Here is a 20,094-nt window from a genome sequence, read left to right on the forward strand (position 1 = left end):
GTAGGGTTATTGACCGCTGCTTTTTCCTTACTCTTAGGGCACAAGGGGGTGCCGTCCGTGGCCATCAGGCATGTCGAGCCGTACTCGGACGAGTGGCTTCACCAGCCGAGCCGCTACGTGAGCCGGGTCGTCGAGGAGCTCGGGGCCGAGGCCGGCGGATGGTGGGAAGGCCCGTGCGAGCCGCGCGAGGCGACGATCCGCCTCGCCGACGGCGCCGCGCTGGTGTGGGACGAGGAGAGCGGGTGGCGGCTGGGCCGTCTCGTCGCGGGAGAGGCCGGCGGCCGCACCGAGCTGACCGGCGTCCGCTACCTCGGCAACGGGCTGGTGCCCCGGCCGGAGCGGGTGCCGGAGGCGCTCCGCGACGCCCGCGCCGGCCTCGGCTCCAGCACCGCCTGGCGCCCCTGCTACCGCTCCCACCGCAACTGCCGCGACGGCTTCGACGTGGCGCTCGACTACTACACCGCTAGCGCCAGCGCGCCCGGCGCACTCTCAGGAAGTCGCTGACCACATACTCGCCCAGCCGGTCGGCGCTGGGGGAGAAGACGCGTCCGCCGTTGCGGCGGGCCACCTCGTCGACGAAGTCCTTGAGCCGGTCGTCGCCCGCCAACATGAACACGTTGATCGTGGCCCGGCGGCGGGTCATCTTGTCGACCTCGGCCAGAGTCAGCTCCAGCGTCTCCGGCGACGGCGGCCACTCGAAGGCGGAGTGGCCGTTGCGCAGCAGGTGGGCGGTCGGCTCGCCGTCGGTGACCACGAGCACCACCGGCTCGAAGTCGGGGTGGCGGTCCAGGTGGCGGCCGGCGATCAGCAGCGCGTGGTGCAGGTTCGTGCCCTGGACCATGTCCCAGTCGAGGCCCGCCAGCTCGTCCGGCTGCAGCACCCTCGCGTAGTTGGAGAAGCCGATGATCTGCACGGCGTCCTGCGGGAACTTGGACGACACCAGCGCCTGAAGGGCCAGCGCCGTCTGCTTGGCCGCGGCCCAGGTGCCGCGCAGCGCCATCGAGTACGACAGGTCGACCAGCAGGCAGACGGCCGCGGCGGTGCGCCGCTCGGTCTCGGCCACCTCGAAGTCGTCCACCGACAGCCGGACGGACGGGCCGTCGCCGGTGGTGCGCAGGCCGCCCGCGCGCACGCCGTTGACCAGGGTCCGCACCACGTCGAGCGGCTGCTCGTCGCCGAACCGCCAGGGCCGTGACGAGCCGGTCAGCTCGCCGGCCGAGCCGGCGTCGTGCTGGTCGTGGTCGCCGCGCCGGCCGGCGTCGAGCGAGGAGAACACCCGGCGCAGCGCGGTCTCGCCGAGCCGCCGCACCGCCTTGGGGGTCAGCTCCAGCTTGCCGCGGCGGCGCAGGAGATAGCCCTGCTCCTCCAGCTCGCGTTCGATGCGCTTGAGCGCCTCCAGGTCGTCCACCGCGGAGCGGCCCAGGGCGCGGCGGACCGCGGTCTCGTCGATGTCGTCCAGCCGCGCGCCCGGGTAGTCCTGGCGCAGCGCCGACTCCAGCCGGCTCAGGTCGGCCAGCTCCTCCAGGGCGGTGACGGCGTCGCCCATGCCCAGCGGCTCGTCGCCGGTCATCCGCTCGCTGGAGTCCCACGCCAGGTCGGGGCGGCGGGCGTGCAGCGCCTCGCCGAGGCGGCGCATCTGCTCGGACAGGCCGGCCTGGTCGAGGGTCTGGTTGATCAGGTTGCCGAGCTCCTCGCGCTGGCGCGGGGTCATGGAGGCGAGCATGCGCTGGGTGGCCGCGGCGCGGCGGGCAAGGACGTCGACCAGCTCGCCGAGGTCGCGCGGCTTCTCCGGGAACATGTCGCCGTACTTGGCCATGAAGGCGTCGAAGTCCGCCTGGGTGTGCTCGCCCCTGGCGTCCTTGTCCAGCATGTCGTTCAGGTCCGTCATCATCTGCCGGACCCGCTCCATCGCCTCCGGGTCCGGGTTGGCCAGCGCGTCGCGCATCCCCCTGAACTGGCTGTCGAGCACCTCACGCCGCAGCAGGTCGCGCAGCTCCTCGAAGGTCCGCCGGGCCGCCTCCGAGCGCCATTCGTACGAGCTCAGCTGCTGGATGGCGCTGGCCGTGTCTTCCGGCAGCGAGTCGAGCTCGGCCTCACGCATCCTGGCGTCGTCGGCCGGGTCGGGGAACAGCTCGGCCCGCTCCTGGCCGACGGCCTTGTCGAGCAGCGCCCTGGCCCGTTCGAGCGTGCCGTCGAGCCGGCCGCCCTCGCGAAGCTCGCGCCGCCGCCGCCGCACCTCGCGCAGCATGTCGTCCAGGCCGCGGCGGTCGCGGGCCCCGGGCAGGCCGCGCTTGAGCAGGTCGCGCAGCGCGTGCACCGGGGTCGAGCCGGACAGGATGGCGTCACCCATCTCGTCCAGCGCCGCCCGCACGTCGTAGGGCGGAGCGAGGGGATCCGGGCCGTCGTGGTACTCGCCGTAGCGGTAGGCCATCACGAACCCACGCTAACCCGAGCCGGGATGCCCGTCATGTCCGGTAGACCGTGACCCCGTCGAGGTCGTCCTTCGACAGCCGGCGCATCAGGTAGAGGCCCTCCAGCGTGAACTCCAGGGCGGCGGCCGCGTGACCGGGCGACTCGTCGCCGGCGCCCATGCCCAGCCTGGACATGATCTTGGCCAGCCCCTGGACCGGGCCGATGCGGCGGAGCAGCTCTCCGGCCGGCACCAGCTCGCCCGACTCCACCTGGTTGCCCTCGGCGAACTTGTCGGTCAGCGGCGACAGGTCCATGCCCCCCAGCCGGCTCCTGAACGTCTCGGCGACGGCCCGGCGCAGCAGGTGGGCGAGGATCTCGGTCTCCCTGCCCTCCTCGCTGACCTCGAACTCCACCTTGCCGCGCAGGCTGTGGACGCCGGGCCCGAGGTCGCACACCCGCGCCACCGGCTGCTCCTCGCCGGCCAGCGCGGCCCGGCGCACGGCCGAGGCGGCGGCGGTCTCGGCGGCCGCGATCGAGAACCGGGCCGACACGCCCGACCGGGCGTCGACGGCGGTGGACTCGCGCACCAGGCGGGTGAAGCGGGCGATGGCCTCGACGAGGTGCTCGGGCACGTCCGCCCCGATGTCGGGCACGGACTCCTGGCGGATGAGCGTCAGCTCGTCCTCGACCGACGTCGGGTAGTGGGTGCGGATCTCGGCGCCGAAGCGGTCCTTCAGCGGGGTGATGATCCGGCCCCTGTTGGTGTAGTCCTCGGGGTTGGCGCTGGCGATGAGCAGGATGTCGAGCGGCAGCCGCAGGTTGTAGCCGCGGACCTGGATGTCGCGCTCCTCCAGCACGTTGAGCAGCGACACCTGGATGCGCTCGGCCAGGTCGGGCAGCTCGTTGACGGAGAACACGCCGCGGTTGGTGCGCGGCACCAGGCCGTAGTGGACGGTCTCCGGGTCGCCGAGCCGCCGGCCCTCCGCGATCTTGATCGGGTCGATGTCGCCGATCAGGTCGCCGACCGAGGTGTCGGGCGTGGCGAGCTTCTCGCCGTAGCGCTCGTCGCGGTGCTTCCACGCCACGGGCAGCTCGTCGCCCAGCTCGGCGGCCAGGGCCTGGCAGCGTCCGCAGACCGGAGCGTACGGATGGTCGTTGATCTCGCAGCCCTCGACGACGGGCGTCCACTCGTCGAGGAGGCCGGCGACGGTGCGGATGAGCCGGGTCTTGCCCTGGCCGCGCTCACCGAGCAGGACCAGATCGTGACCGGCGAGCAGCGCCCGTTCGAGATGAGGCAGGACAGTGTCGTCGAAGCCCACGATGCCGGGAAAGCGGGGCTCGCCCGCCCGGAGCTTGGCCAGCAGGTTTTCGCGGACCTCGGCTTTTACGGTGCGATGAACGTGGCCGCTCTCTCGCAACTCGCGCAGAATACGAGGCTGATGCACGGGATCGAGACTACGTCCCCCGGACGCGATGCGGCAGGGAGTTTCGCATCTGGTGGAGATATCAGGATCTCGGCTATTCCGTCACGGTTCGTATGCGTGCTCGGTCCGTTAGTGGGGAGAATCGGGCCTAGGGTACTTGGACCAGCAGAGGGAGGCGAGACGCGTGGCAGTGATGACAAGCCGCTTCGCCGACGGCCTCGCCGTGGACTCCGACCTGGTGGGAGCCGCGGAGAGGGCCGTGAACCAGGCCCTGTCGCGACTCAGCGGCCAGGCTGACCTGGTCTGCTTCTTCGTGTGCGGCGACGATCCCGACGACGTGGCCAGAGCGGGCGAGCGCGCGATGCGGATGGCGCCCGACGCGCACGTGATCGGCTGCAGCGCCACCGGCGTGATCGGCGGCGACACGGGGGTGGAGCTGACGCCCTCCGTGAGCGCCTGGGCGGCCACCCTGGAAGGGGCCGAGCTGACCACGTTCGCGCTGGAGACGCTCACGGCCGAGGACCGGTTCGTGGTGGTCGGGCTGCCCGAGCGCAGCCCCGACGACCACGTGGCGATCCTGCTGGCCGACCCGTACTCGTTCCCGGCCGACGCCTTCGTCGAGCGCTCCATGGACGTGCTCGGCGACCTGCCGCTGGTCGGCGGGCTGGCCAACGGGGTGCAGGGGCGCGGCTCCGTGCGGCTGTTCGCCGACGGCGAGATGTACACCGAGGGCGCCATCGGCGTCCTGATCAGCGGGTCCGTCAACGTGACCACCGTGGTCAGCCAGGGCTGCCGGCCGATCGGGCCCAACATGGTCGTCACCCGCGCCGAGGAGAACCTGCTGCTGGAGCTGGCCGGGCAGCCCGCGCTGTCCCGGCTGGAGGACATCGTCACCGACCTGGACGAGGACGACCGCGAGCTGGTCGCCGCCGGGCTGCAGATCGGGCTCGCCATGGACGAGTACGCCGAGCGCCACGAGCGCGGCGACTTCCTGATCCGCGGCGTGATCGGCATCGACCCGGAGCGCGAGGCGGTGGCCATCGGCGACATCGTGGAGATCGGCCGTACGGTGCGCTTCCAGGTGCGCGACGCGGCCACCGCCGACGAGGACCTGTACGACATGCTCGACGCGCACCGGCAGGAGCTGGGCAGGGTCGACGGGGCGCTGCTGTTCTCGTGCAACGGGCGCGGGTCGGCGATGTTCGGCACCGCCGACCACGACCCGCTGGCGCTGCGCGACACGCTGGGGCCGATCGGCGTGGCGGGCTTCTTCGCGGCCGGCGAGGTCGGGCCGGTGGGCGGGCACAACCACGTGCACGGGTTCACGGCGTCGGTCCTGGTGTTCTCCTCGGCGGGCGGAGAGTGATCCTGGCGGTCGACGTCGGCGGGACCAAGCTGGCGGCCGCCCGGGTGTCCCCCGAGGGCGCGATCGTGGAGACCAGGCGTGCGGCGACCCCGCAGGACGCGGACGCCGAGACGCTCTGGCGGGCCCTGCGCGAGGTGATCGGCCCGCTCTCCGACGGGGTCGCGGGCGTGGGCGTCGGCTGCGGCGGGCCGATGGAGTGGCCGTCCGGCGTGGTCTCACCTCTCAACATCCCCGGCTGGCGGGGCTTCCCGTTGCGTGCCCGGCTCTCCGGGCTGTTCCCCGGGGTTCCGGTACGGGTCCACAACGACGCCATCTGCCTGGCGGTGGCCGAACACTGGCGCGGTGCCGGGCGGGGCGTGGCGGACATGCTGGGCATGGTGGTCTCGACGGGCGTCGGCGGCGGGCTCGTCCTGGGCGGGCGGCTGGTCGACGGCGGCACCGGCAACGCTGGGCACATCGGCCACGTGGTGGTGGAGCCGGACGGCGGGCCGCCGTGCGGCTGCGGCGGCCACGGCTGCCTGGAAGCGGTCGCCCGCGGCCCCGCCCTGACCGCCTGGGCGCTCGGCCACGGCTGGACCCCGGGCGATCCCGCGGCTCAGGGGGACTACCGGGAGGAGCGGGCCGTCACCGCCCGGACGCTGGCGGCGGACGCGCGGGCGGGCGACGAGGTGGCCGTGGCCGCCATGCGCAGGGCGGGCCGGGCGCTCGGGATCGCCATCGCCTCCGCCACCCACCTGTGCGACCTGGACCTGGTCACCATCGGCGGCGGCCTGTCACAGGCCGGGGAGCCGCTGTTCGGCCCGCTGGAGGAGGCGCTGGGGGAGCACGCCCGGATGGAGTTTGCCCGCCGCCTGCGGGTGGTGCCCGCGTCGCTCGGCCAGGACGCGGGCCTGATCGGCGCCGCCGCCCTGATCCTCGCGAGCGACACGTACTGACGGTTCGCCCGGTCACCGCTCGCGCCGCAGCTCTTAGCGGCATGTACTGAGGTTTTGCTCGGTCACCGCTCGCGCTGGCACCTTCAGCGACATGTACTGACGGTTTGCCCGGTCAGCGCTCGCGCTGCCACCCTGGTGGGATGCCCGCCGCTCTGCTGATCACCGGGACCGTGGGGGCCGGCAAGACGTCGGTCGCGGACGCGGCCGGTGATCTTCTCGCCGCCGCCGGGATCCCGCACGCGGTCATCGACCTCGACTGGCTCCGCCGGTCCTGGCCCGCCCCGGCGGACGACCCGTTCAATCTCGAACTCACCCTGCGCAACCTGCGCGACGTCGCGCGCAACCACCTGGAGGCCGGGGCGCGACGGCTCGTGCTGGCCGGCGTCGTCGAGTCGCGGGACGAGCGCCGGCGCCACCAGGAGGCCGTCGGCGTGGACCTCACGGTGTGCCGGCTGCGGGTCCCGATCCCCGTCGTCCACCAGCGCCTCGCGCGACGCCACGAGGGTGACGAGGCGGGGCTGCGCTGGCATCTCGACCGCTCCGGCGCGCTCGATGACATCCTCGTGGCGGCCCGGGTCGAGGACGTGGTGGTGGACGCGGGAGAGCGCTCGGTGACCAGCGCGGCCGCGGCCGTCATGAAGGCCGTCGGCTGGTGCTGAGCGCGGCGGCGGCGGTCGCCGTGCCGACGCTGATCGGCACCGCGAGCGCGGCCTGCGCGGTGAGCGAGAACACCGCATAGGCCGGGCTACGCGGTGAGCGAGAACACCGACGGCACCGATCCACGAGCTGCGGGACGCGGGCAAGCCCGGCGAGTGGTCAGGCCGCCGGGCGGCGGGGCTGGAAGAGCCAGGCGTCGAAAAGGGAGTCGAGCTGCTTGCCGGACAGCCGCTCGGCCAGCGCCGTGAACTCCTCCGTCGTCACGCTGCCGTGCTCGTGCTCCGCAGTCCAGGTCTTGAGCAGCCGGAAGAACGTGTCGTCGCCGATCTTCTCGCGCAGGGCGTGCAGCGTCATCGCGCCGCGGAGGTAGACGGACTCGTTGAACAGGTCGTCGGGCCGGGCGTCGCCGGGCGGGTAGGACCAGATCGGGTCGCCCGCCGGCCGGTCGTGGCCGGCCCGGAAGCGCTCGTCGGCCGTGTCGCCGCCGGTGTGTTCGGTCCACAGCCACTCGGCGTAGGTGGCGAACCCCTCGTTGAGCCAGAGGTCCTCCCAGCGCTCGATGCTCAGGCTGTTGCCGAACCACTGGTGGGCCAGCTCGTGCGCGATGATCGACTGGTCGGGCCTGAAGCCGCCGTACATGGGCTTGGTCTGGTTCTCCAGTGCGTAGCCCGCCGAGAAGTCGTCGACCACGCCGCCGGTGGACGAGAACGGGTAGGGGCCGAAGACCGTCACCCAGTGGTCGGTGATCTGGCCCGACCTCGTGTAGAGGTCGCCGAGCTCGCCGGCGAAGCGCGGGTCGACCGCCGCCAGGTTGCGGATGCCGCCCGGGGTTCTGCCCTCGCGGAGCTGGAACTCGCCCATGGTGGCCGTGGCCAGGTAGGTGACCATCGGGTGGGACTCGCGCCAGGTGAACGTGGTGCCGCCGCCGGCGGCCGGCTCGCGGCTCACCAGCTCGCCGTTGGCCAGCACGGTCACCCCGGCGGGCACCGTGATCTCGAAGTCGAAGGTGGCCTTGTCGGCCGGGTGGTCGTTGGCCGGGAACCAGGTCCTGGCGCCGTTGGGCTCGCACGCGACGAACGCGCCGTCCCCTGTCGGGATGAACCCGTAGGAGCCGAGGTTGGACGAGCCGCGCACCGGCCGCGGCACCCCGGAGTAGGTCACCTTCACCGCGAAGGCGGCCCCGCGCGCCAGCGGCCGGGCGGGAGTGACGGACAGCTCGTCGCCCTCGCGGGAGAACGTGGCGGCGGCGCCGTCGACGGACACCCCGCTCACCTCGAACCCGCGCAGGTCGAGGTTGAAGCGCGACAGCGACTGGGTGGCCGTCGCCCGGATCGTCGCCTCGCCGTCGAGGTGTTTGCTCTCCGGCACGTAGCCGATCTTCAGCGCGTAGTGGGCGACGTCGTAGCCGCCGTTGCCGTCGAGCGGGAAGTCGGGGTCGCCGATGCCGGGCGCGCCCCGCGTCGGCCCGGCCGGCGCGGCGGTCCGGGGGGAGCCCGAGTCGGCACCGGTCGCCCCTTCGGACGGCCGGTCCGTCGCGCCGCACGCCAGCAGGCTCAGCGTGGCCAGCAGCGCGGCGGCCCGCTGTGTCATCGACCCCATGAGCGGGAGCGCCCCCTTCCGGTCAGTGATCAGAAGAGTACGCTCGGTCAACCTCTGATCGCCACCCGCTCATGGGAACCCGGTTCAGAGGTTGCCCCTGCGCTCCTGCTCACGCTCGATCGCCTCGAACAGGGCCTTGAAGTTGCCCTTGCCGAAACCCAGCGAGCCGTGGCGCTCGATGAGCTCGAAGAACACCGTGGGCCGGTCCTGCACCGGCTTGGTGAAGATCTGCAGCAGATAGCCGTCCTCGTCCCGGTCGACCAGGATCTTGCGCTTCTTCAGCTCCTCGATGGGCGCGCGCACGGTGCCGATGCGGGCGCGCAGCTCGGGGTCCTCGTAGTACGAGTCAGGCGTGTCGAGGAACTCGACCCCGGCCGCCCGCATGTGGTCGACCGTGGTGAGGATGTCGTTGGTCGCCAGCGCGACGTGCTGGACGCCCGGCCCGCCGTAGAACTCCAGATACTCGTCGATCTGCGACTTCTTGCGGCTGACGGCCGGCTCGTTGAGCGGGAACTTGACCTTGCGCGAGCCGTCGGCCACGACCTTCGACATCAGCGCCGAGTACTCGGTGGCGATGTCGTCGCCGACGAACTCGGCCATGTTCGTGAAGCCCATCACCTCGCGGTAGAACGCCACCCACTCGTCCATCTTGCCGAGCTCCACGTTGCCGACGCAGTGGTCGACGGCCTGGAACAGCCGTCCCGACTTGGTGGCGGGCGGGGCCACGAGGGGCCGCGCGGCCGCGTAACCAGGCAGGTAGGGGCCGGTGTAGTTGGACCGGTCGACCAGCGTGTGGCGGGTCTGGCCGTACGTGGCGATGGCGGCGACCACCACCTTGCCGTGCTCGTCCTCCAGCACGTGCGGCTCGGCCAGCCCGCGGGCGCCGTGGGAGACGGCGTGCCGGTAGGCGGCCTCCACGTCGGGCACGTCGAGCGCGAGGTCGATCACCCCGTCGCCGTGCTCGGCCACGTGTCCGGCCAGGTCCGTGCCCGGCCGGAGGGAGGCACGGAACTCGAAGGTGGCGCCGCCGGAACTGAGCACGTAGGCGGCCTCGTCGCGGCTGCCGTTCTCCGGCCCGCGGTAGGCCACCAGCCTCATGCCGAACGCGGTCGAGTAGTAGTGGGCGGACTGCTTGGCGTTGCCGACAGCGAAGACCACGGCGTGCATACCGTTCACCGGAAAGACATCACTCATACCGACAACTCTCGATATATCTGGACGAGTTGCGCAAGAGTTGCTTGAATGAGTGGACAATCTGCCTAGTTGACCGGCCTGTACCGCGGAGAATCTGTACATCATGACGATCGACGAACTGGACGCCCGGCTCATCGCGCTGCTGAGCGCCGAGCCGAGGCTCGGCGTGCTGGAGTGCTCGCGCCGGCTCGGCGTGGCCAGGGGGACCGTCCAGGCGCGGCTGGACCGGCTCATGTCCAGGGGCGTCATCACGGGGTTCGGGCCGGACGTCTCGGCCGTGGCGCTCGGCTACGACGTGACCGCGTTCGTGCTGCTGGAGATCCGGCAGGTGTCCGGCCACGACCCGGTGGCGCACCGGCTGGCGCACATCCCCGAGGTGCTGGAGGTCCACACGGTCACCGGCGGGAGCGACCTCATGTGCCGGGTGGTGGCGCGGACGAACGCCGATCTCCAGCGCGTCATCGACGAGATCGTCGAGGTCCGGGGCGTGCTCAGGACCTCCTCGATCGTCGCCCTGGACACTCCCGTTCCCTACCGGGTGCTGCCGTTGGTCGCCGATGTCCCACGCCGGGCGATGCGCGAGCCGTAGCATCACCCGAAGGGACGAGGCACCGTTATCGAGCGCTTACCCTTGACGTTCGCCCAGATGACGGGGGGTCGGGGAGGCGTGACCGGGTGGTGAAGACGGCGATGCGAAAACGGCGAGTGCTCCGTTGGCTGCTGATCGTGGTCGCGGCGGGGGTCCTGGTGCTGGCGGCGCTGTTCGGCGTCGCGTGGGCGCTGACGCCCATCCCCGACAGCACGCAGGAGGACGCGACGGCCCAGGGTTCGGTCATCTACTACCGCGACGGCAAGACCGTCATCGCCCGGCAGGGCATCGACCGCAGGAACGTCGAGCTGGCCAAGGTGCCCCGGCACGTGCGCGACGCCGTCATCGCCGCCGAGAACCGCTCCTTCTACGAAGACAGCGGCGTCTCGGTCAAGGGCACCGCGCGCGCCCTGTGGTCCACCGTCACCGGGCAGCAGCTCCAGGGCGGCTCCACCATCACCCAGCAGCTCGTGCGCAACTACTACAGCGGCCTGAGCCAGGAACGCTCGGTGGTCCGCAAGGCCAAAGAGATCATGATCTCGATCAAGGTCGACCAGTCCCAGTCCAAGGACTGGGTGCTGGAGCAGTACCTCAACACGATCTACTTCGGCCGGGGCGCCAACGGCGTGCAGGCAGCCGCCCAGGCCTACTTCGGCAAGGGCGTCGACGATCTCGACGTGGCCCAGGGCGCCTACCTGGCCTCGGTGATCCAGCAGCCGTCCCGGTTCGCCGACCCGGAGGGCGCCGACCTCGACGCGGCGAAGGCCCGCTGGCAGTCGGTGATCAGGGCCATGGCCGAGACGGGCGCGCTCGGCGCCGACGAGGCGGCCGCGCAGCGCTTCCCCGAGCTCAAGGAGCCGAAGAAGCCGTTCCAGCTCAAGGGCCAGGCTCAGTACATGCTCCAGCAGGTCACCGACGAGCTCAACCGGCGCGGCTACAGCGACGAGGACATCAACGGCGGCGGGCTGAAGATCGTCACCACGTTCGACAAGAAGCTCATGGAGGCGGCCGAGCGGGCCGTGAAGGGCACGCTGCCGCAGGCCACGCCGAAGAAGGTGCGCACCGGGCTGGCGGCCGTCGCCCCCGACACGGGCGAGGTGGTCGCCTTCTACGGCGGCAACCCCGACAAGTCCCAGTACGACAACGCGTTCTCGGCCAAGGTCATGGCCGGGTCCACCTTCAAGCCCTACACGCTGGCGGCGGCGCTGGACAACGGGCTGAGCCTGTCGACCAGGGTCGACGGCAACTCGCCGATGCGCGTGGCGGCCGACCCCGACCATCCCATCCCCAACGACGGCGGCCGCTCCTACGGCCAGATCGACCTGGTGAGCGCCATCCGCAACTCGGTCAACACCGCGTTCGTGGACCTGGCCCAGAAGGTCGGGCCGCGCAAGGTGGCCGCCACCGCCGAGGCCATGGGCATCCCGGCCGAGCAGCTCGAACAGCACGTGGACGCCGCCTCGTTCCCGCTCGGCGTGGCCTCGGTCAGCGCCGTGCAGAACGCCGCCGGCTTCGGCACCCTCGCCAACGCCGGCGTCCACATGGAGACCCACGTGATCAAGTCGGTCACCGACGCCGACGGGGTGAAGGACGTCGTCAAGCCCGCCGCCTCCCAGGCGATCGGCAAGGGGGCCGCCGCCGACGCCGTCTACGCCATGCGGCAGGTCGTCGAGTACGGCACCGGCACCGCCGCCCGCCTCTACGACCGTCCCGTGGCGGGCAAGACGGGCACCACCGACGACTCCAAGGCCGTGTGGTTCAACGGGTTCACGCCGCAGCTCGCGACCGCCGTCAACATGTTCCGCGACGACAACGAGACCGTGAACATCCCCGGCTACGGGGTGCAGTTCGGCGGCCAGCTGCCCGCGCAGGTGTGGCGGGCGTTCATGGCCGAGGCCATGGACGGCGAGCCGGTCGAGCAGTTCCCCGAGCCGCAGGGCGTGGGCCACGCGCCCGGCTACGACCAGCCGCGCGACCAGGATCGCGGCTGGCGCGACGACACGCGGTCCCGCGAGCCGGAGCAGTGGGACGAGGGGCCCACGGCCGAGCCGACCCAGCCGCCGTTCACGGACGAGGAGCCGCCCGCCGACCTGGAACCTGAGGACGACGCCCGCCGGTCAGAAACGTTCGACCAGGACTTCGGGCCGCCTTCCGTCGAGGAGTCCGTCCCCGAGCCGACGGCCGCCACCGACGGCGACGGCGGCCCGCGTTTCGACTGAGTTCCGGCGCCCTCACCGGCTCAGCTGGGCCCGCAGGTCCTCCGCGGTCGTCACCGGCAGCTCGCAGGTGAACCCCCGGCACACGTACGCCGCCGGCGCCCCGCCGATGAGGTCGCGCCCCAGCAGCAGCGGCACGGCGTCGTCCGGGGCGGGCCCGGGAGCGACCACGAGGCCGGGGGAGCCGGACAGGTAGGCCTCGCGGTGCAGGGCACGGGTGCGCGGATCGCCGGGCGGGCCCACGACCGCCACCTCGACGGGCCCGTCGAGCGCCGCCCTGGCCACCGCCAGCCCCCATCCGGCGAACCTGGCGTGCTTCCCGGCCAGCACCGACACCGTGCCGAGCGCGGCGTGCGCCGCCTCCCGGTGGCGGGCGGACCCGGTCAGCGCCGCGTAGGACAGCAGCGCCCCCGCCGCCGCGTACTGGCCGGAGGGCGTGGCGTTGTCCGTGGGGTCCTGCGGGCGCTGGAACAGCCGCTCGGCGTCGTCGGCGGTGTCGTAGAACCCGCCGGTGCCGTCGGCGAACCGGTCGAGCACGGTGTCGAGGAGCGTGCCCGCCAGCCGGAACCAGCGCGTCTCCCCGGTCACCCCGTAGAGCGCGATGAGCCCCTCGGCCAGGTTGGCGTAGTCCTCCAGCACGCCGGCGTTGCGCCCCGCCCGCCCGTCACGCGAGGTGCGCAGCAGCCTGCCGCCGTCGACGTGGACCTCGTCCAGCAGCACCGCCGCGGCCGTGGCCGCCTCCACCAGGTCGGGCCGGTCGAACACCACGCCGGTCTCGGCCAGGGCCGCGATGGTCAGCCCGGTCCAGCTCGCCACCACCTTGTCGTCGCGTTCAGGACGTACCCGCAGCTCCCGCGCGGCGAGCAGCCGCTCTCTCACCCGCGCCAGCCGCTCGGGGTCGTCGGGCTCCTCCGGGAGCTGCAGCACCGACGTGCCGTGCTCGAACGTGCCGGTCACCTGGAAGACCCGCACCGCCCAGTCGCCGTCGTCGGGCCCGAGCACCTCGCGCAGCTGCTCGGGGGTCCAGACGTAGAACCTGCCCTCCTCGCCCTCGCTGTCGGCGTCCAGCGCGGAGGCGAAGCCGCCCTCGGGGGTGCGCAGCTCGCGCAGCAGCCAGCCGGCGGTCTCCAGCGCGACCCGGCGGGCCAGCGGCTCGCCCGTCGCGGTCCACCAGTGGGTGTAGACCCGCAGCAGCAGCGCGTTGTCGTAGAGCATCTTCTCGAAGTGCGGCACCACCCAGCCGGCGTCCACGCTGTAGCGGGCGAACCCGCCCGCGAGCTGGTCGTAGATGCCGCCGCGGGCCATCGACTCCAGGGTCCTGCCGGACATCTCGCGCTCGCCCGAGCGCAGCAGGAACTCCAGCACCATCGACGGTGGGAACTTCGGCGCCCCGCCGAACCCGCCGCGCACCGGGTCGAACGACTCGCGCAGGTTGGCGAGGGCCTGCTCCAGCGTCTCGGCCGTGGGCAGCGGGCCGTTGGGCAGGGCGGTGCCGGAGTTGAGCACCTCCACCACCTTGGCGCCCTGCTTCAGGACGTTGTCGCGGTCGGTGGTCCAGGCGTTGTGCAGCCCCGTCAGCAGCCGCTGGAACTGCGGGCGGGGGAAGTAGGTGCCGCAGTAGAACGGGTGGCCTTCCGGGGTGGCGAACACCGTCATCGGCCAGCCGCCCTGCTGGGTCATCGCCTGGGTGGCGCTCATGTAGACGGCGTCGACGTCGGGCCGCTCCTCGCGGTCGACCTTGACGTTGACGAAGTGCTCGTTCATCAGCCGGGCGGTCGCGGGGTCCTCGAAGCTCTCGTGAGCCATGACATGACACCAGTGGCAGGACGAGTAGCCCACGCTGACCAGCAGGGGCACGTCACGCCGCTTGGCCTCCCGCATCGCCTCCTCGCCCCAGGGCCACCAGTGGACCGGATTCCCTGCGTGCTGAAGGAGGTAGGGAGACGTCTCACTACCGAGCCTGTTCATAAGTTCAGGCTCTCACATGCTCCTCCGGGGGCGGGTCAGCGGACCTTCGCCGCGGCCTGCGGGCTGACGCGGACGACCCCGGCCAGGTTGCGGGTGCTGACCGGGACGATCTTCACCACGTCGCCGGTGCGCGGGGCGTGCAGCATCTTGCCGTCGCCCCAGTAGATCGCCACGTGGGAGATGTAGCCGGGATTGGTCGGGTCGTGCCGCCAGAACAGCAGGTCGCCCGGGTGCGCCTGCGAGAGCGGCACCTGCGGGCCGGTGACCCACTGCTGGTGCGTCACCCGCGGCATCCTGATGCCGGCCTGGGCGAAGGCCCACTGCACGAGCCCGGAGCAGTCGAAGCTGTCAGGCCCTTCGGCGCCCCACACGTACGGCCTGCCCAGCTTGGAGGCGGCGGCCCGCAGCGCCACGGTGAGCTGGTCTCCGGTCATGAACGCCCCGGTGGGCCAGTCGCGGGCCCTGACCTGCGGCTGCGGCCGCACGGGGTTGACCAGGGCCGCCTGGGTGCCCTTGGGCAGCAGCTTGAGCACCCGGTCGCGCAGCCTCGCCGAGTCGGCCTTGGGCGCGCTGATGATCAGCGCGTTGTCGCGGGGCAGCCCGAGCTCGCGGCCGGTGTCCTTGGACACGACCGCGTCCACGGCGCCGAAGCCGGTGGTGGCGTAGGCGCCGATGCGCAGCGGCCCGGACGGGCCGTTGATCTTGCGGTGCAGGCTGAGGCCGCCGTCGTTGCCGAGCACGAACGAGACCGCGACGTCACCCGCGGCCACGTTGTTCCACAACGGGTCGGAGGTGGCCGTCACCTTCGGCGTGTAGGCGCGGAAGGTCGACGGCTCGACGGCCAGCGTCTGCACCCGCTTCCCGTCGAGCATGACGCTGGCCGCGTCGGCCAGCTCCATCGCGCGGATCCCGGACAGGCGGGCGATCTTCTGTAACTGCTTCTGGCTGAACGGCTTGCGCGTGACCACGAACACGTGCGGCTTGTGGAGCCTGCCGACCGGCGCCACCGGCCGCACGGTGTGGGCGTCGGCCATCAGGCTCTGCTGGGGCGTCTGGCGGGCACGTACGGGCTCGGCGGCGGCCGGTTCGTCGGCGGCCTCACGGTTCTCCGTGAGCAGCAGCACGTCGGCCGTGAGCACCGCGACCAGCGTCACCACGATGAACGGGATCAGACGGCGGTGGTCACGGCGTCTGCGGGACCTCAGCAGGAAGCCGAGGTCCTGACGGATGCCGGAGCCACCGCGCGTGAGATCCGCCGGGCCTTGGTGGGCCCGGCGGTGCCGTTCGGGGTGCATCAGTTGCCGATGTAGGGCACGGCCTCGAGGATCTCGACGGTGTTCTGGCGGCCGTTGGGCAGGCTGTAGGTCGCCTTGTCACCGATCCTCTTGCCGTTGATCGCGGCGCCGAGCGGTGACTTGGGGGAGTAGACGTCGATCGGCGCGCCGCTCTCCTCACGCGAGGCGAGCAGGAAGGTGACCTCGTCGTCGTCGCCGACGAACCGGATGGTCACGGTCATGCCCGGCTCGACTATGCCGTCGGCCGCGGGCGGCTTGCCGGCGCGCGCGTTGTCGAGGATCTGGCGCAGATGGAAGATCCGCGCCTCCATCTTGCCCTGCTCGTCCTTGGCGGCGTGGTAGCCGCCGTTCTCGCGCAGGTCGCCCTCTTCCCGGGCGGCCTCGATCTTCTTGGCGATATCGACGCGCCCGGGCCCCGAGAGATATTCGTACTCGGCCTTCAGGCGGTCGTACGCCTCCTGCGTCAGCCATGTGACGTTCTCATCGCGAGAGTCGGCCACGGGTTCTCCTTGCTTGCCTAGGGGGCCCTGAGATCACTGAAGGTTACGTACGGTTGAATTGCGAAAGGCTAACAAGTCAGTCGCACGAACGCTTCCCCAAATGTCTCACTATACGAGATTGCAGTACTGGATGTGGACGGAAGTCGCCTCGGCGCTGGTGCCCAGGCGTTCCTTGACCTGCTTCGTACCCTCACCAGGCCGGATTCTTACTTCTTTGCTGCCCACTTCCACGTGGTGGACGTCCATCGCACGGATGCGGCACACCGCCTCGCGGTCGTCGGGCTTGCTCACCGTGAACGCGATCTCGGCCTCTGACGGCCCCCGCACGTGGAATGAGACTACCTGGGCGATCGCCCCGTTGGCGCTGCCGTTCATCGACCACATGACGTAGCCCCAGCCTCCGGCGATGATGGCCACGAGCACGCCGATGACGACGTGCACGACGATCCGGCCGCCTCGCTCGGGACGGTCCGGGAAGTCGTCGGGTGTGCCGAGAACTGGGCCGTTCCCGGCATCTCTGGTGGCCATGGTGGAATCTCCCTGCACTCCCTCGGCGTTATCCGAGACAATTGTCGCCCGCGGGGGTCATGCCCTCGCGACCGCCCAGCAGAAACTAGCCTCTGTGGGCGACTGATCGGTCCATGTGTCTGAGGAGACGTCGAGCCCGTGAGTGCACCGCTGAGGTTGATGGCCGTCCATGCCCACCCCGACGACGAGTCGAGCAAGGGCGCCGCGACGATGGCGCGCTATGTCCGCGAAGGCGTTGACGTCTTGGTTTGTACCCTCACGGGTGGTGAACGCGGCTCCGTGCTCAACCCCAAGATGGACCGGCCCGAGATCGTGGCCGACATCGCCCGGGTGCGCAAGGCCGAGATGGACCGGGCGCGCGAGATCCTCGGCGTGCGGCAGCGGTTCATGGGCTTCGTGGACTCGGGGCTGCCGGAGAGCGAGGAGGAGGAGCTGCCCGAGGGCTGCTTCGGGCTGCAGAAGCTCGAAGTCGCGGCGGCCCCGCTGGTGGCGGCCGTGCGGGAGTTCAGGCCGCACGTGATCCTCACCTACGACGACGACGGCGGCTACCCGCACCCCGACCACATCATGACCAACAGGGTGTCGGTGGAGGCGTTCGAGGCGGCCGGCGACCCCGACCGCTACCCCGGCACCGGCGACCCGTGGCAGCCGCTCAAGCTCTACTACCACATGGGCTTCCACCGGGCCCGGTTCGAGGCGCTGCACGAGGCCATGCAGGAGCGCGACATGGGTTCCCCGTACGGCGACTGGATCGCCCGCTGGGAGGACCGCCCCGCCAAGTGGGAGGTCACGACCCGGGTGCCCTGCGGCGACTACTTCCAGATCCGCGACGAGGCGCTCATGGCGCACGCCACCCAGGTCGACCCCGACGGCTGGTGGTTCGTCTGCCCGCGCGAGCTGCAGCAGGAGATCTGGCCGACGGAGGACTACCACCTGGCCCGCTCGCTCGTCGACACCGGTCTGCCCGAGGACGACCTGTTCTCCGGCATCCACGCCGAGGAGACGTCCCCGGCCTGCCACTGATCCGGAGGTCCGGGCACGACCCCCGGGTGGCAGACTGGAAGGGTGATGGTTCTAGCAGCAGGTGAAGTCAGCCCGGGCCTGCTCGGCTTCGTCGTGGTAGCCCTTCTCGGGTTCGCTCTCTACTTCCTGGTCAAGTCCATGAACAAGCAGATGGGCAAGATCGAGGTGCCCCACGAGCGCGACCTCGAGGACGAGGAGCGCGAGCTCGAGAAGAAGGCCGAGTAGATGTCTGAAGAGGTCGTCGACAACCCGGGGAAGAGCCGCTTCGAGATCCGCGTGGACGGGAAGGTCGCCGGGTTCGCCGACTACCTGCTGCTGCCCACCAAGGTCGTCTTCACCCACACCGAGGTGCTGCCCGAGTACGGCGGGCAGGGGCTCGCGGGCCGGCTGGTCGCGCACGCGCTCGACCTCACCCGCGACACCGGCCTGAAGGTCGTGCCCCGGTGTGAGTACGTCGCCGGCTACATCGAGCGCAACCCCGCCTACAAGGACCTGCTCGATCCCTCAGTCACCGGCTGACCAGGCGCGCTCCAACGCCTTGGGCAGGCCCCACCAGCCGAGCGGCGTGAGCACGTCGTCCTCGTCGACGATGCCGAGCTGGGCCCACAGCGCGACCACCGGCCTGAAGAGGCTCTCGGTCGAGGCCAGGTCGTCGGAGTCCTGCTCGTCGGCGTCGATGTCCTCCGACTCGGCGATCAGGCGGGCGATGCGTTCCGGCGAGGCGAGCGCGCCGGGCCCCATCCGGGCCAGCGCCGTCACGGCGGCGAGCCAGTCGGCGTGCTGGATGGCGCAGATGTGGGCCATCATCTCGTCCTCCAGGCTGACCTCGCCGTTCAGGTCGGCGAACTCCTCCAGCAGGTCGCCCTCCTCCGGCAGGTCCGAGACCGGCCCGGCGACGCCGGCGGCCACGGTCAGCCACAGCTCCACGTCGTCGTCAGGCATCGGCTCGCCCTCGAAGCCCGCGCAGGCCCGCAGCACGTTGCCCGGGTAGCCCGCGACCGCCAGCAGCTCGCGCAGGCGGGTGACGGCGCGGTCGAGCTCGGCGATCGGCAGCTCGGGCTGCTTGACCAGCTCGCCCAGGATGCGCCGCAGCTCCGACAGCGCGAACTCCTCCTCCTCGTCCCAGGCCGCGAACAGCTCCTCGTCCTGCTCGTCGCTCACCGAGAACCCCGGCACCCGCCCATCGGGCAGCGGCGTGGCCAGCCAGCTCTCCTGCAGTTCCTCGTACGCCCTGCGGGCTTGAAGATCGCCGGACGCGAGCGCGTCCGGGTCGATCTCGCCCGCGCGCACCCGCTCCTCCAGGTGGGCCACGAGCCGGTCGTGCATCTCGTGGGCCACCGGCCCGCGTTCGTTCTCCTCCGGCCAGACGAAGTAGCTCGGCGTCATCAGGATGGGTTCGGTGCCCGTCGACTCGACCCAGCGTTGGACGTCACCCACCGTGGCCGCGCCGGACTCGATGGCGGCGAGCGTGGTCCTGGCCGACTCCCAGAACGGGCGGGACAGCGGGTTGCCCGCGGCCATCATGGCCCTGCGCAGGTCGGGCAGCGCCACCAGCGCCACGCCCGAGGGCACGGCCAGCAGCGCCCTGGCCAGATCTCTGCGGGTCAGCGCGGCGGCCGGGCGGCCCGCGTGGCGGCTGACGAATTCCAGGTCCACGCTCCGTAAACTACGCCCCCACCCCCGGCCCCCGCACCTGCCAGGACCGTGCGGGGAGGGGGTGCTTTTTCCTCGCAACTGTGTAATGGTGATTACATGGCAAGCGACGATGGCACCGCGCAGGTGCGCGGATGGTTCGCCGGGCGGCTCCCCGAGGGCTGGTTCACCGGCGCGCCCGAGATCATCAGGGACCGCGAGGAGATCGCGGTTCTCGGCACGCTGCCCGACCCGCCCGGCGAGATGGACGAGGGCGAGCGGGCCGCGCTCATCGACGGCCTGATCGGGCGCTTCCGCGAGGAGACCAGGGAGCGGCGCGTCGAGATCGCCAAGGAGGCCGAGCGGAGGTTCCGCCAGAAGGTCTCCTGGGGCGTCACCTGCGGCGGCCAGGCTGTGATGTTCACCACACTGTCCGTGCCCGTCATGACCAGGCTGCGGCAGCCGGAGCGTCAGGTTCTCGACACGCTGGTGGCCGCCGGCGTGGCGCGCAGCCGCAGCGACGCCCTCGCCTGGTGCGTCCGGCTCGTCGGCCAGAACGCCGACACCTGGCTGGCCGAACTGCGCGACGCGCTGCAACATGTCGACCGGGTGCGGTCCGAAGGGCCCGACGTGAATTCCCGGAGAATGGACTAAACCATTTGCGGAATTGGTTTAGACCAGCCGCATTGGTATATACCAGTGGGCTGGTGAGTTCTTTTTAAACCCTGTCGCGATGGGTAGGGTCCCCCAGTCGTC

At 71.4% G+C, this 20,094-nt stretch carries 19 protein-coding genes; 10 read left to right on the forward strand and 9 right to left on the reverse strand.

Annotated features, from left to right (window positions below; genetic code table 11):
* Positions 1 to 57 precede the first annotated feature (57 nt).
* Positions 58 to 504 (forward strand): DUF6292 family protein, encoded by a 447-nt coding sequence (locus AB0K05_RS33655; protein WP_261808295.1) that lies wholly within the window; start codon positions 58 to 60, stop codon positions 502 to 504.
* On the opposite strand, the gene AB0K05_RS33660 is transcribed toward AB0K05_RS33655, so the two are convergent.
* On the reverse strand, positions 464 to 2,431 hold the full coding sequence (locus tag AB0K05_RS33660; RefSeq protein ID WP_219544105.1) for a hypothetical protein: 1,968 nt from the start codon (positions 2,429 to 2,431) through the stop codon (positions 464 to 466). The two genes, AB0K05_RS33655 and AB0K05_RS33660, sit on opposite strands and share 41 nt — an antisense overlap.
* 34 nt (positions 2,432 to 2,465) lie before the next feature.
* The gene (locus AB0K05_RS33665) at positions 2,466 to 3,857 is read right to left on the reverse strand and encodes a sigma 54-interacting transcriptional regulator (RefSeq protein WP_219544060.1); all 1,392 of its coding nucleotides are present in this window, start codon (positions 3,855 to 3,857) and stop codon (positions 2,466 to 2,468) included.
* Between the two features lie 172 nt (positions 3,858 to 4,029).
* On the opposite strand from AB0K05_RS33665, the gene AB0K05_RS33670 reads away from it, so the two are divergent.
* The 3 genes from AB0K05_RS33670 (at position 4,030) to AB0K05_RS33680 (ending at position 6,796) form a co-directional block, all read left to right on the forward strand.
* Positions 4,030 to 5,202 (forward strand): FIST N-terminal domain-containing protein, encoded by a 1,173-nt coding sequence (locus AB0K05_RS33670; RefSeq protein ID WP_148034262.1) that lies wholly within the window; start codon positions 4,030 to 4,032, stop codon positions 5,200 to 5,202.
* Positions 5,199 to 6,137, forward strand: coding sequence for an ROK family protein (locus AB0K05_RS33675; RefSeq protein ID WP_364234598.1), 939 nt, complete (start codon positions 5,199 to 5,201; stop codon positions 6,135 to 6,137). Before AB0K05_RS33670 ends, AB0K05_RS33675 begins: the two co-directional genes overlap by 4 nt.
* 140 nt (positions 6,138 to 6,277) lie before the next feature.
* Positions 6,278 to 6,796, forward strand: coding sequence for an adenylyl-sulfate kinase (locus tag AB0K05_RS33680; RefSeq protein WP_364234601.1), 519 nt, complete (start codon positions 6,278 to 6,280; stop codon positions 6,794 to 6,796).
* Positions 6,797 to 6,953: 157 nt separating this feature from the next.
* On the opposite strand, the gene AB0K05_RS33685 is transcribed toward AB0K05_RS33680, so the two are convergent.
* Both AB0K05_RS33685 and hppD read right to left on the reverse strand, forming a co-directional pair.
* Positions 6,954 to 8,384: a M1 family metallopeptidase gene (locus tag AB0K05_RS33685; RefSeq protein WP_364234604.1), complete on the reverse strand. Its 1,431-nt coding sequence runs from the start codon at positions 8,382 to 8,384 to the stop codon at positions 6,954 to 6,956.
* 93 nt (positions 8,385 to 8,477) lie between these two features.
* Positions 8,478 to 9,587, reverse strand: coding sequence for a 4-hydroxyphenylpyruvate dioxygenase (gene hppD, locus AB0K05_RS33690; protein ID WP_364234606.1), 1,110 nt, complete (start codon positions 9,585 to 9,587; stop codon positions 8,478 to 8,480).
* 103 nt (positions 9,588 to 9,690) lie between these two features.
* Between hppD and AB0K05_RS33695 the strand changes: the two genes are divergently transcribed.
* Complete coding sequence (locus tag AB0K05_RS33695; RefSeq protein WP_148029157.1) at positions 9,691 to 10,176, forward strand: Lrp/AsnC family transcriptional regulator; 486 nt, start codon at positions 9,691 to 9,693, stop codon at positions 10,174 to 10,176.
* Positions 10,177 to 10,277: 101 nt separating this feature from the next.
* Positions 10,278 to 12,395 carry a transglycosylase domain-containing protein gene (locus AB0K05_RS33700; protein WP_364234610.1) on the forward strand — a complete coding sequence of 706 codons (2,118 nt, stop codon included), beginning with the start codon at positions 10,278 to 10,280 and terminating at the stop codon, positions 12,393 to 12,395.
* Between the two features lie 12 nt (positions 12,396 to 12,407).
* Here AB0K05_RS33700 and AB0K05_RS33705 read toward each other — a convergent pair whose 3' ends face one another.
* The 4 genes from AB0K05_RS33705 to AB0K05_RS33720 all read right to left on the reverse strand — a co-directional run bounded on the left by AB0K05_RS33705 (position 12,408) and on the right by AB0K05_RS33720 (position 16,683).
* A complete protein-coding gene (locus AB0K05_RS33705; protein WP_364234612.1) occupies positions 12,408 to 14,360 on the reverse strand; it encodes a thioredoxin domain-containing protein in 1,953 nt (650 codons plus the stop codon).
* A 35-nt stretch (positions 14,361 to 14,395) separates the two neighbouring features.
* The gene (locus AB0K05_RS33710; protein ID WP_364234615.1) at positions 14,396 to 15,655 is read right to left on the reverse strand and encodes a C40 family peptidase; all 1,260 of its coding nucleotides are present in this window, start codon (positions 15,653 to 15,655) and stop codon (positions 14,396 to 14,398) included.
* Positions 15,655 to 16,155, reverse strand: a complete 501-nt coding sequence (greA, locus tag AB0K05_RS33715) for a transcription elongation factor GreA (protein WP_148029161.1) — start codon at positions 16,153 to 16,155, stop codon at positions 15,655 to 15,657. Before greA ends, AB0K05_RS33710 begins: the two co-directional genes overlap by 1 nt.
* A 108-nt stretch (positions 16,156 to 16,263) precedes the next feature.
* Positions 16,264 to 16,683, reverse strand: coding sequence for a DUF4307 domain-containing protein (locus AB0K05_RS33720; RefSeq protein WP_148029162.1), 420 nt, complete (start codon positions 16,681 to 16,683; stop codon positions 16,264 to 16,266).
* A 138-nt stretch (positions 16,684 to 16,821) separates the two neighbouring features.
* On the opposite strand from AB0K05_RS33720, the gene mca reads away from it, so the two are divergent.
* The 3 genes from mca to AB0K05_RS33735 are packed head-to-tail and all read left to right on the forward strand — an operon-like array spanning position 16,822 to position 18,225.
* Positions 16,822 to 17,706 carry a mycothiol conjugate amidase Mca gene (mca, locus tag AB0K05_RS33725; protein ID WP_148029163.1) on the forward strand — a complete coding sequence of 295 codons (885 nt, stop codon included), beginning with the start codon at positions 16,822 to 16,824 and terminating at the stop codon, positions 17,704 to 17,706.
* 42 nt (positions 17,707 to 17,748) lie between these two features.
* Positions 17,749 to 17,931 (forward strand): hypothetical protein, encoded by a 183-nt coding sequence (locus tag AB0K05_RS33730; RefSeq protein WP_261808297.1) that lies wholly within the window; start codon positions 17,749 to 17,751, stop codon positions 17,929 to 17,931.
* Positions 17,932 to 18,225 (forward strand): GNAT family N-acetyltransferase, encoded by a 294-nt coding sequence (locus AB0K05_RS33735; protein ID WP_148029164.1) that lies wholly within the window; start codon positions 17,932 to 17,934, stop codon positions 18,223 to 18,225.
* Here the strand turns inward: AB0K05_RS33735 and AB0K05_RS33740 are convergent.
* Complete coding sequence (locus AB0K05_RS33740) at positions 18,211 to 19,362, reverse strand: hypothetical protein (RefSeq protein WP_187280935.1); 1,152 nt, start codon at positions 19,360 to 19,362, stop codon at positions 18,211 to 18,213. The two genes, AB0K05_RS33735 and AB0K05_RS33740, sit on opposite strands and share 15 nt — an antisense overlap.
* Before the next feature lie 96 nt (positions 19,363 to 19,458).
* On the opposite strand from AB0K05_RS33740, the gene AB0K05_RS33745 reads away from it, so the two are divergent.
* Positions 19,459 to 19,992, forward strand: coding sequence for a hypothetical protein (locus AB0K05_RS33745; protein ID WP_148029165.1), 534 nt, complete (start codon positions 19,459 to 19,461; stop codon positions 19,990 to 19,992).
* The last annotated feature ends 102 nt before the right edge of the window (positions 19,993 to 20,094 follow it).

It is taken from the genome of Nonomuraea sp. NPDC049486, assembly GCF_040676925.1.
Lineage (GTDB): Bacteria > Actinomycetota > Actinomycetes > Streptosporangiales > Streptosporangiaceae > Nonomuraea > Nonomuraea ferruginea.

Excerpts from the sequence above, each read along its gene's own strand:
- AB0K05_RS33660 (WP_219544105.1), bottom strand. The coding sequence starts at position 2,431 with ATGGCCTACCGCTACGGCGAGTACCACGACGGCCCGGATCCCCTCGCT.
- AB0K05_RS33670 (WP_148034262.1), top strand. The coding sequence starts at position 4,030 with ATGACAAGCCGCTTCGCCGACGGCCTCGCCGTGGACTCCGACCTGGTG.
- AB0K05_RS33680 (WP_364234601.1), top strand. The coding sequence starts at position 6,278 with ATGCCCGCCGCTCTGCTGATCACCGGGACCGTGGGGGCCGGCAAGACG.
- AB0K05_RS33685 (WP_364234604.1), bottom strand. The coding sequence starts at position 8,384 with ATGACACAGCGGGCCGCCGCGCTGCTGGCCACGCTGAGCCTGCTGGCG.
- hppD (WP_364234606.1), bottom strand. The coding sequence starts at position 9,587 with ATGAGTGATGTCTTTCCGGTGAACGGTATGCACGCCGTGGTCTTCGCT.
- AB0K05_RS33695 (WP_148029157.1), top strand. The coding sequence starts at position 9,691 with ATGACGATCGACGAACTGGACGCCCGGCTCATCGCGCTGCTGAGCGCC.
- AB0K05_RS33700 (WP_364234610.1), top strand. The coding sequence starts at position 10,278 with ATGCGAAAACGGCGAGTGCTCCGTTGGCTGCTGATCGTGGTCGCGGCG.
- AB0K05_RS33705 (WP_364234612.1), bottom strand. The coding sequence starts at position 14,360 with ATGAACAGGCTCGGTAGTGAGACGTCTCCCTACCTCCTTCAGCACGCA.
- AB0K05_RS33710 (WP_364234615.1), bottom strand. The coding sequence starts at position 15,655 with ATGCACCCCGAACGGCACCGCCGGGCCCACCAAGGCCCGGCGGATCTC.
- AB0K05_RS33720 (WP_148029162.1), bottom strand. The coding sequence starts at position 16,683 with ATGGCCACCAGAGATGCCGGGAACGGCCCAGTTCTCGGCACACCCGAC.
- AB0K05_RS33735 (WP_148029164.1), top strand. The coding sequence starts at position 17,932 with ATGTCTGAAGAGGTCGTCGACAACCCGGGGAAGAGCCGCTTCGAGATC.
- AB0K05_RS33745 (WP_148029165.1), top strand. The coding sequence starts at position 19,459 with ATGGCAAGCGACGATGGCACCGCGCAGGTGCGCGGATGGTTCGCCGGG.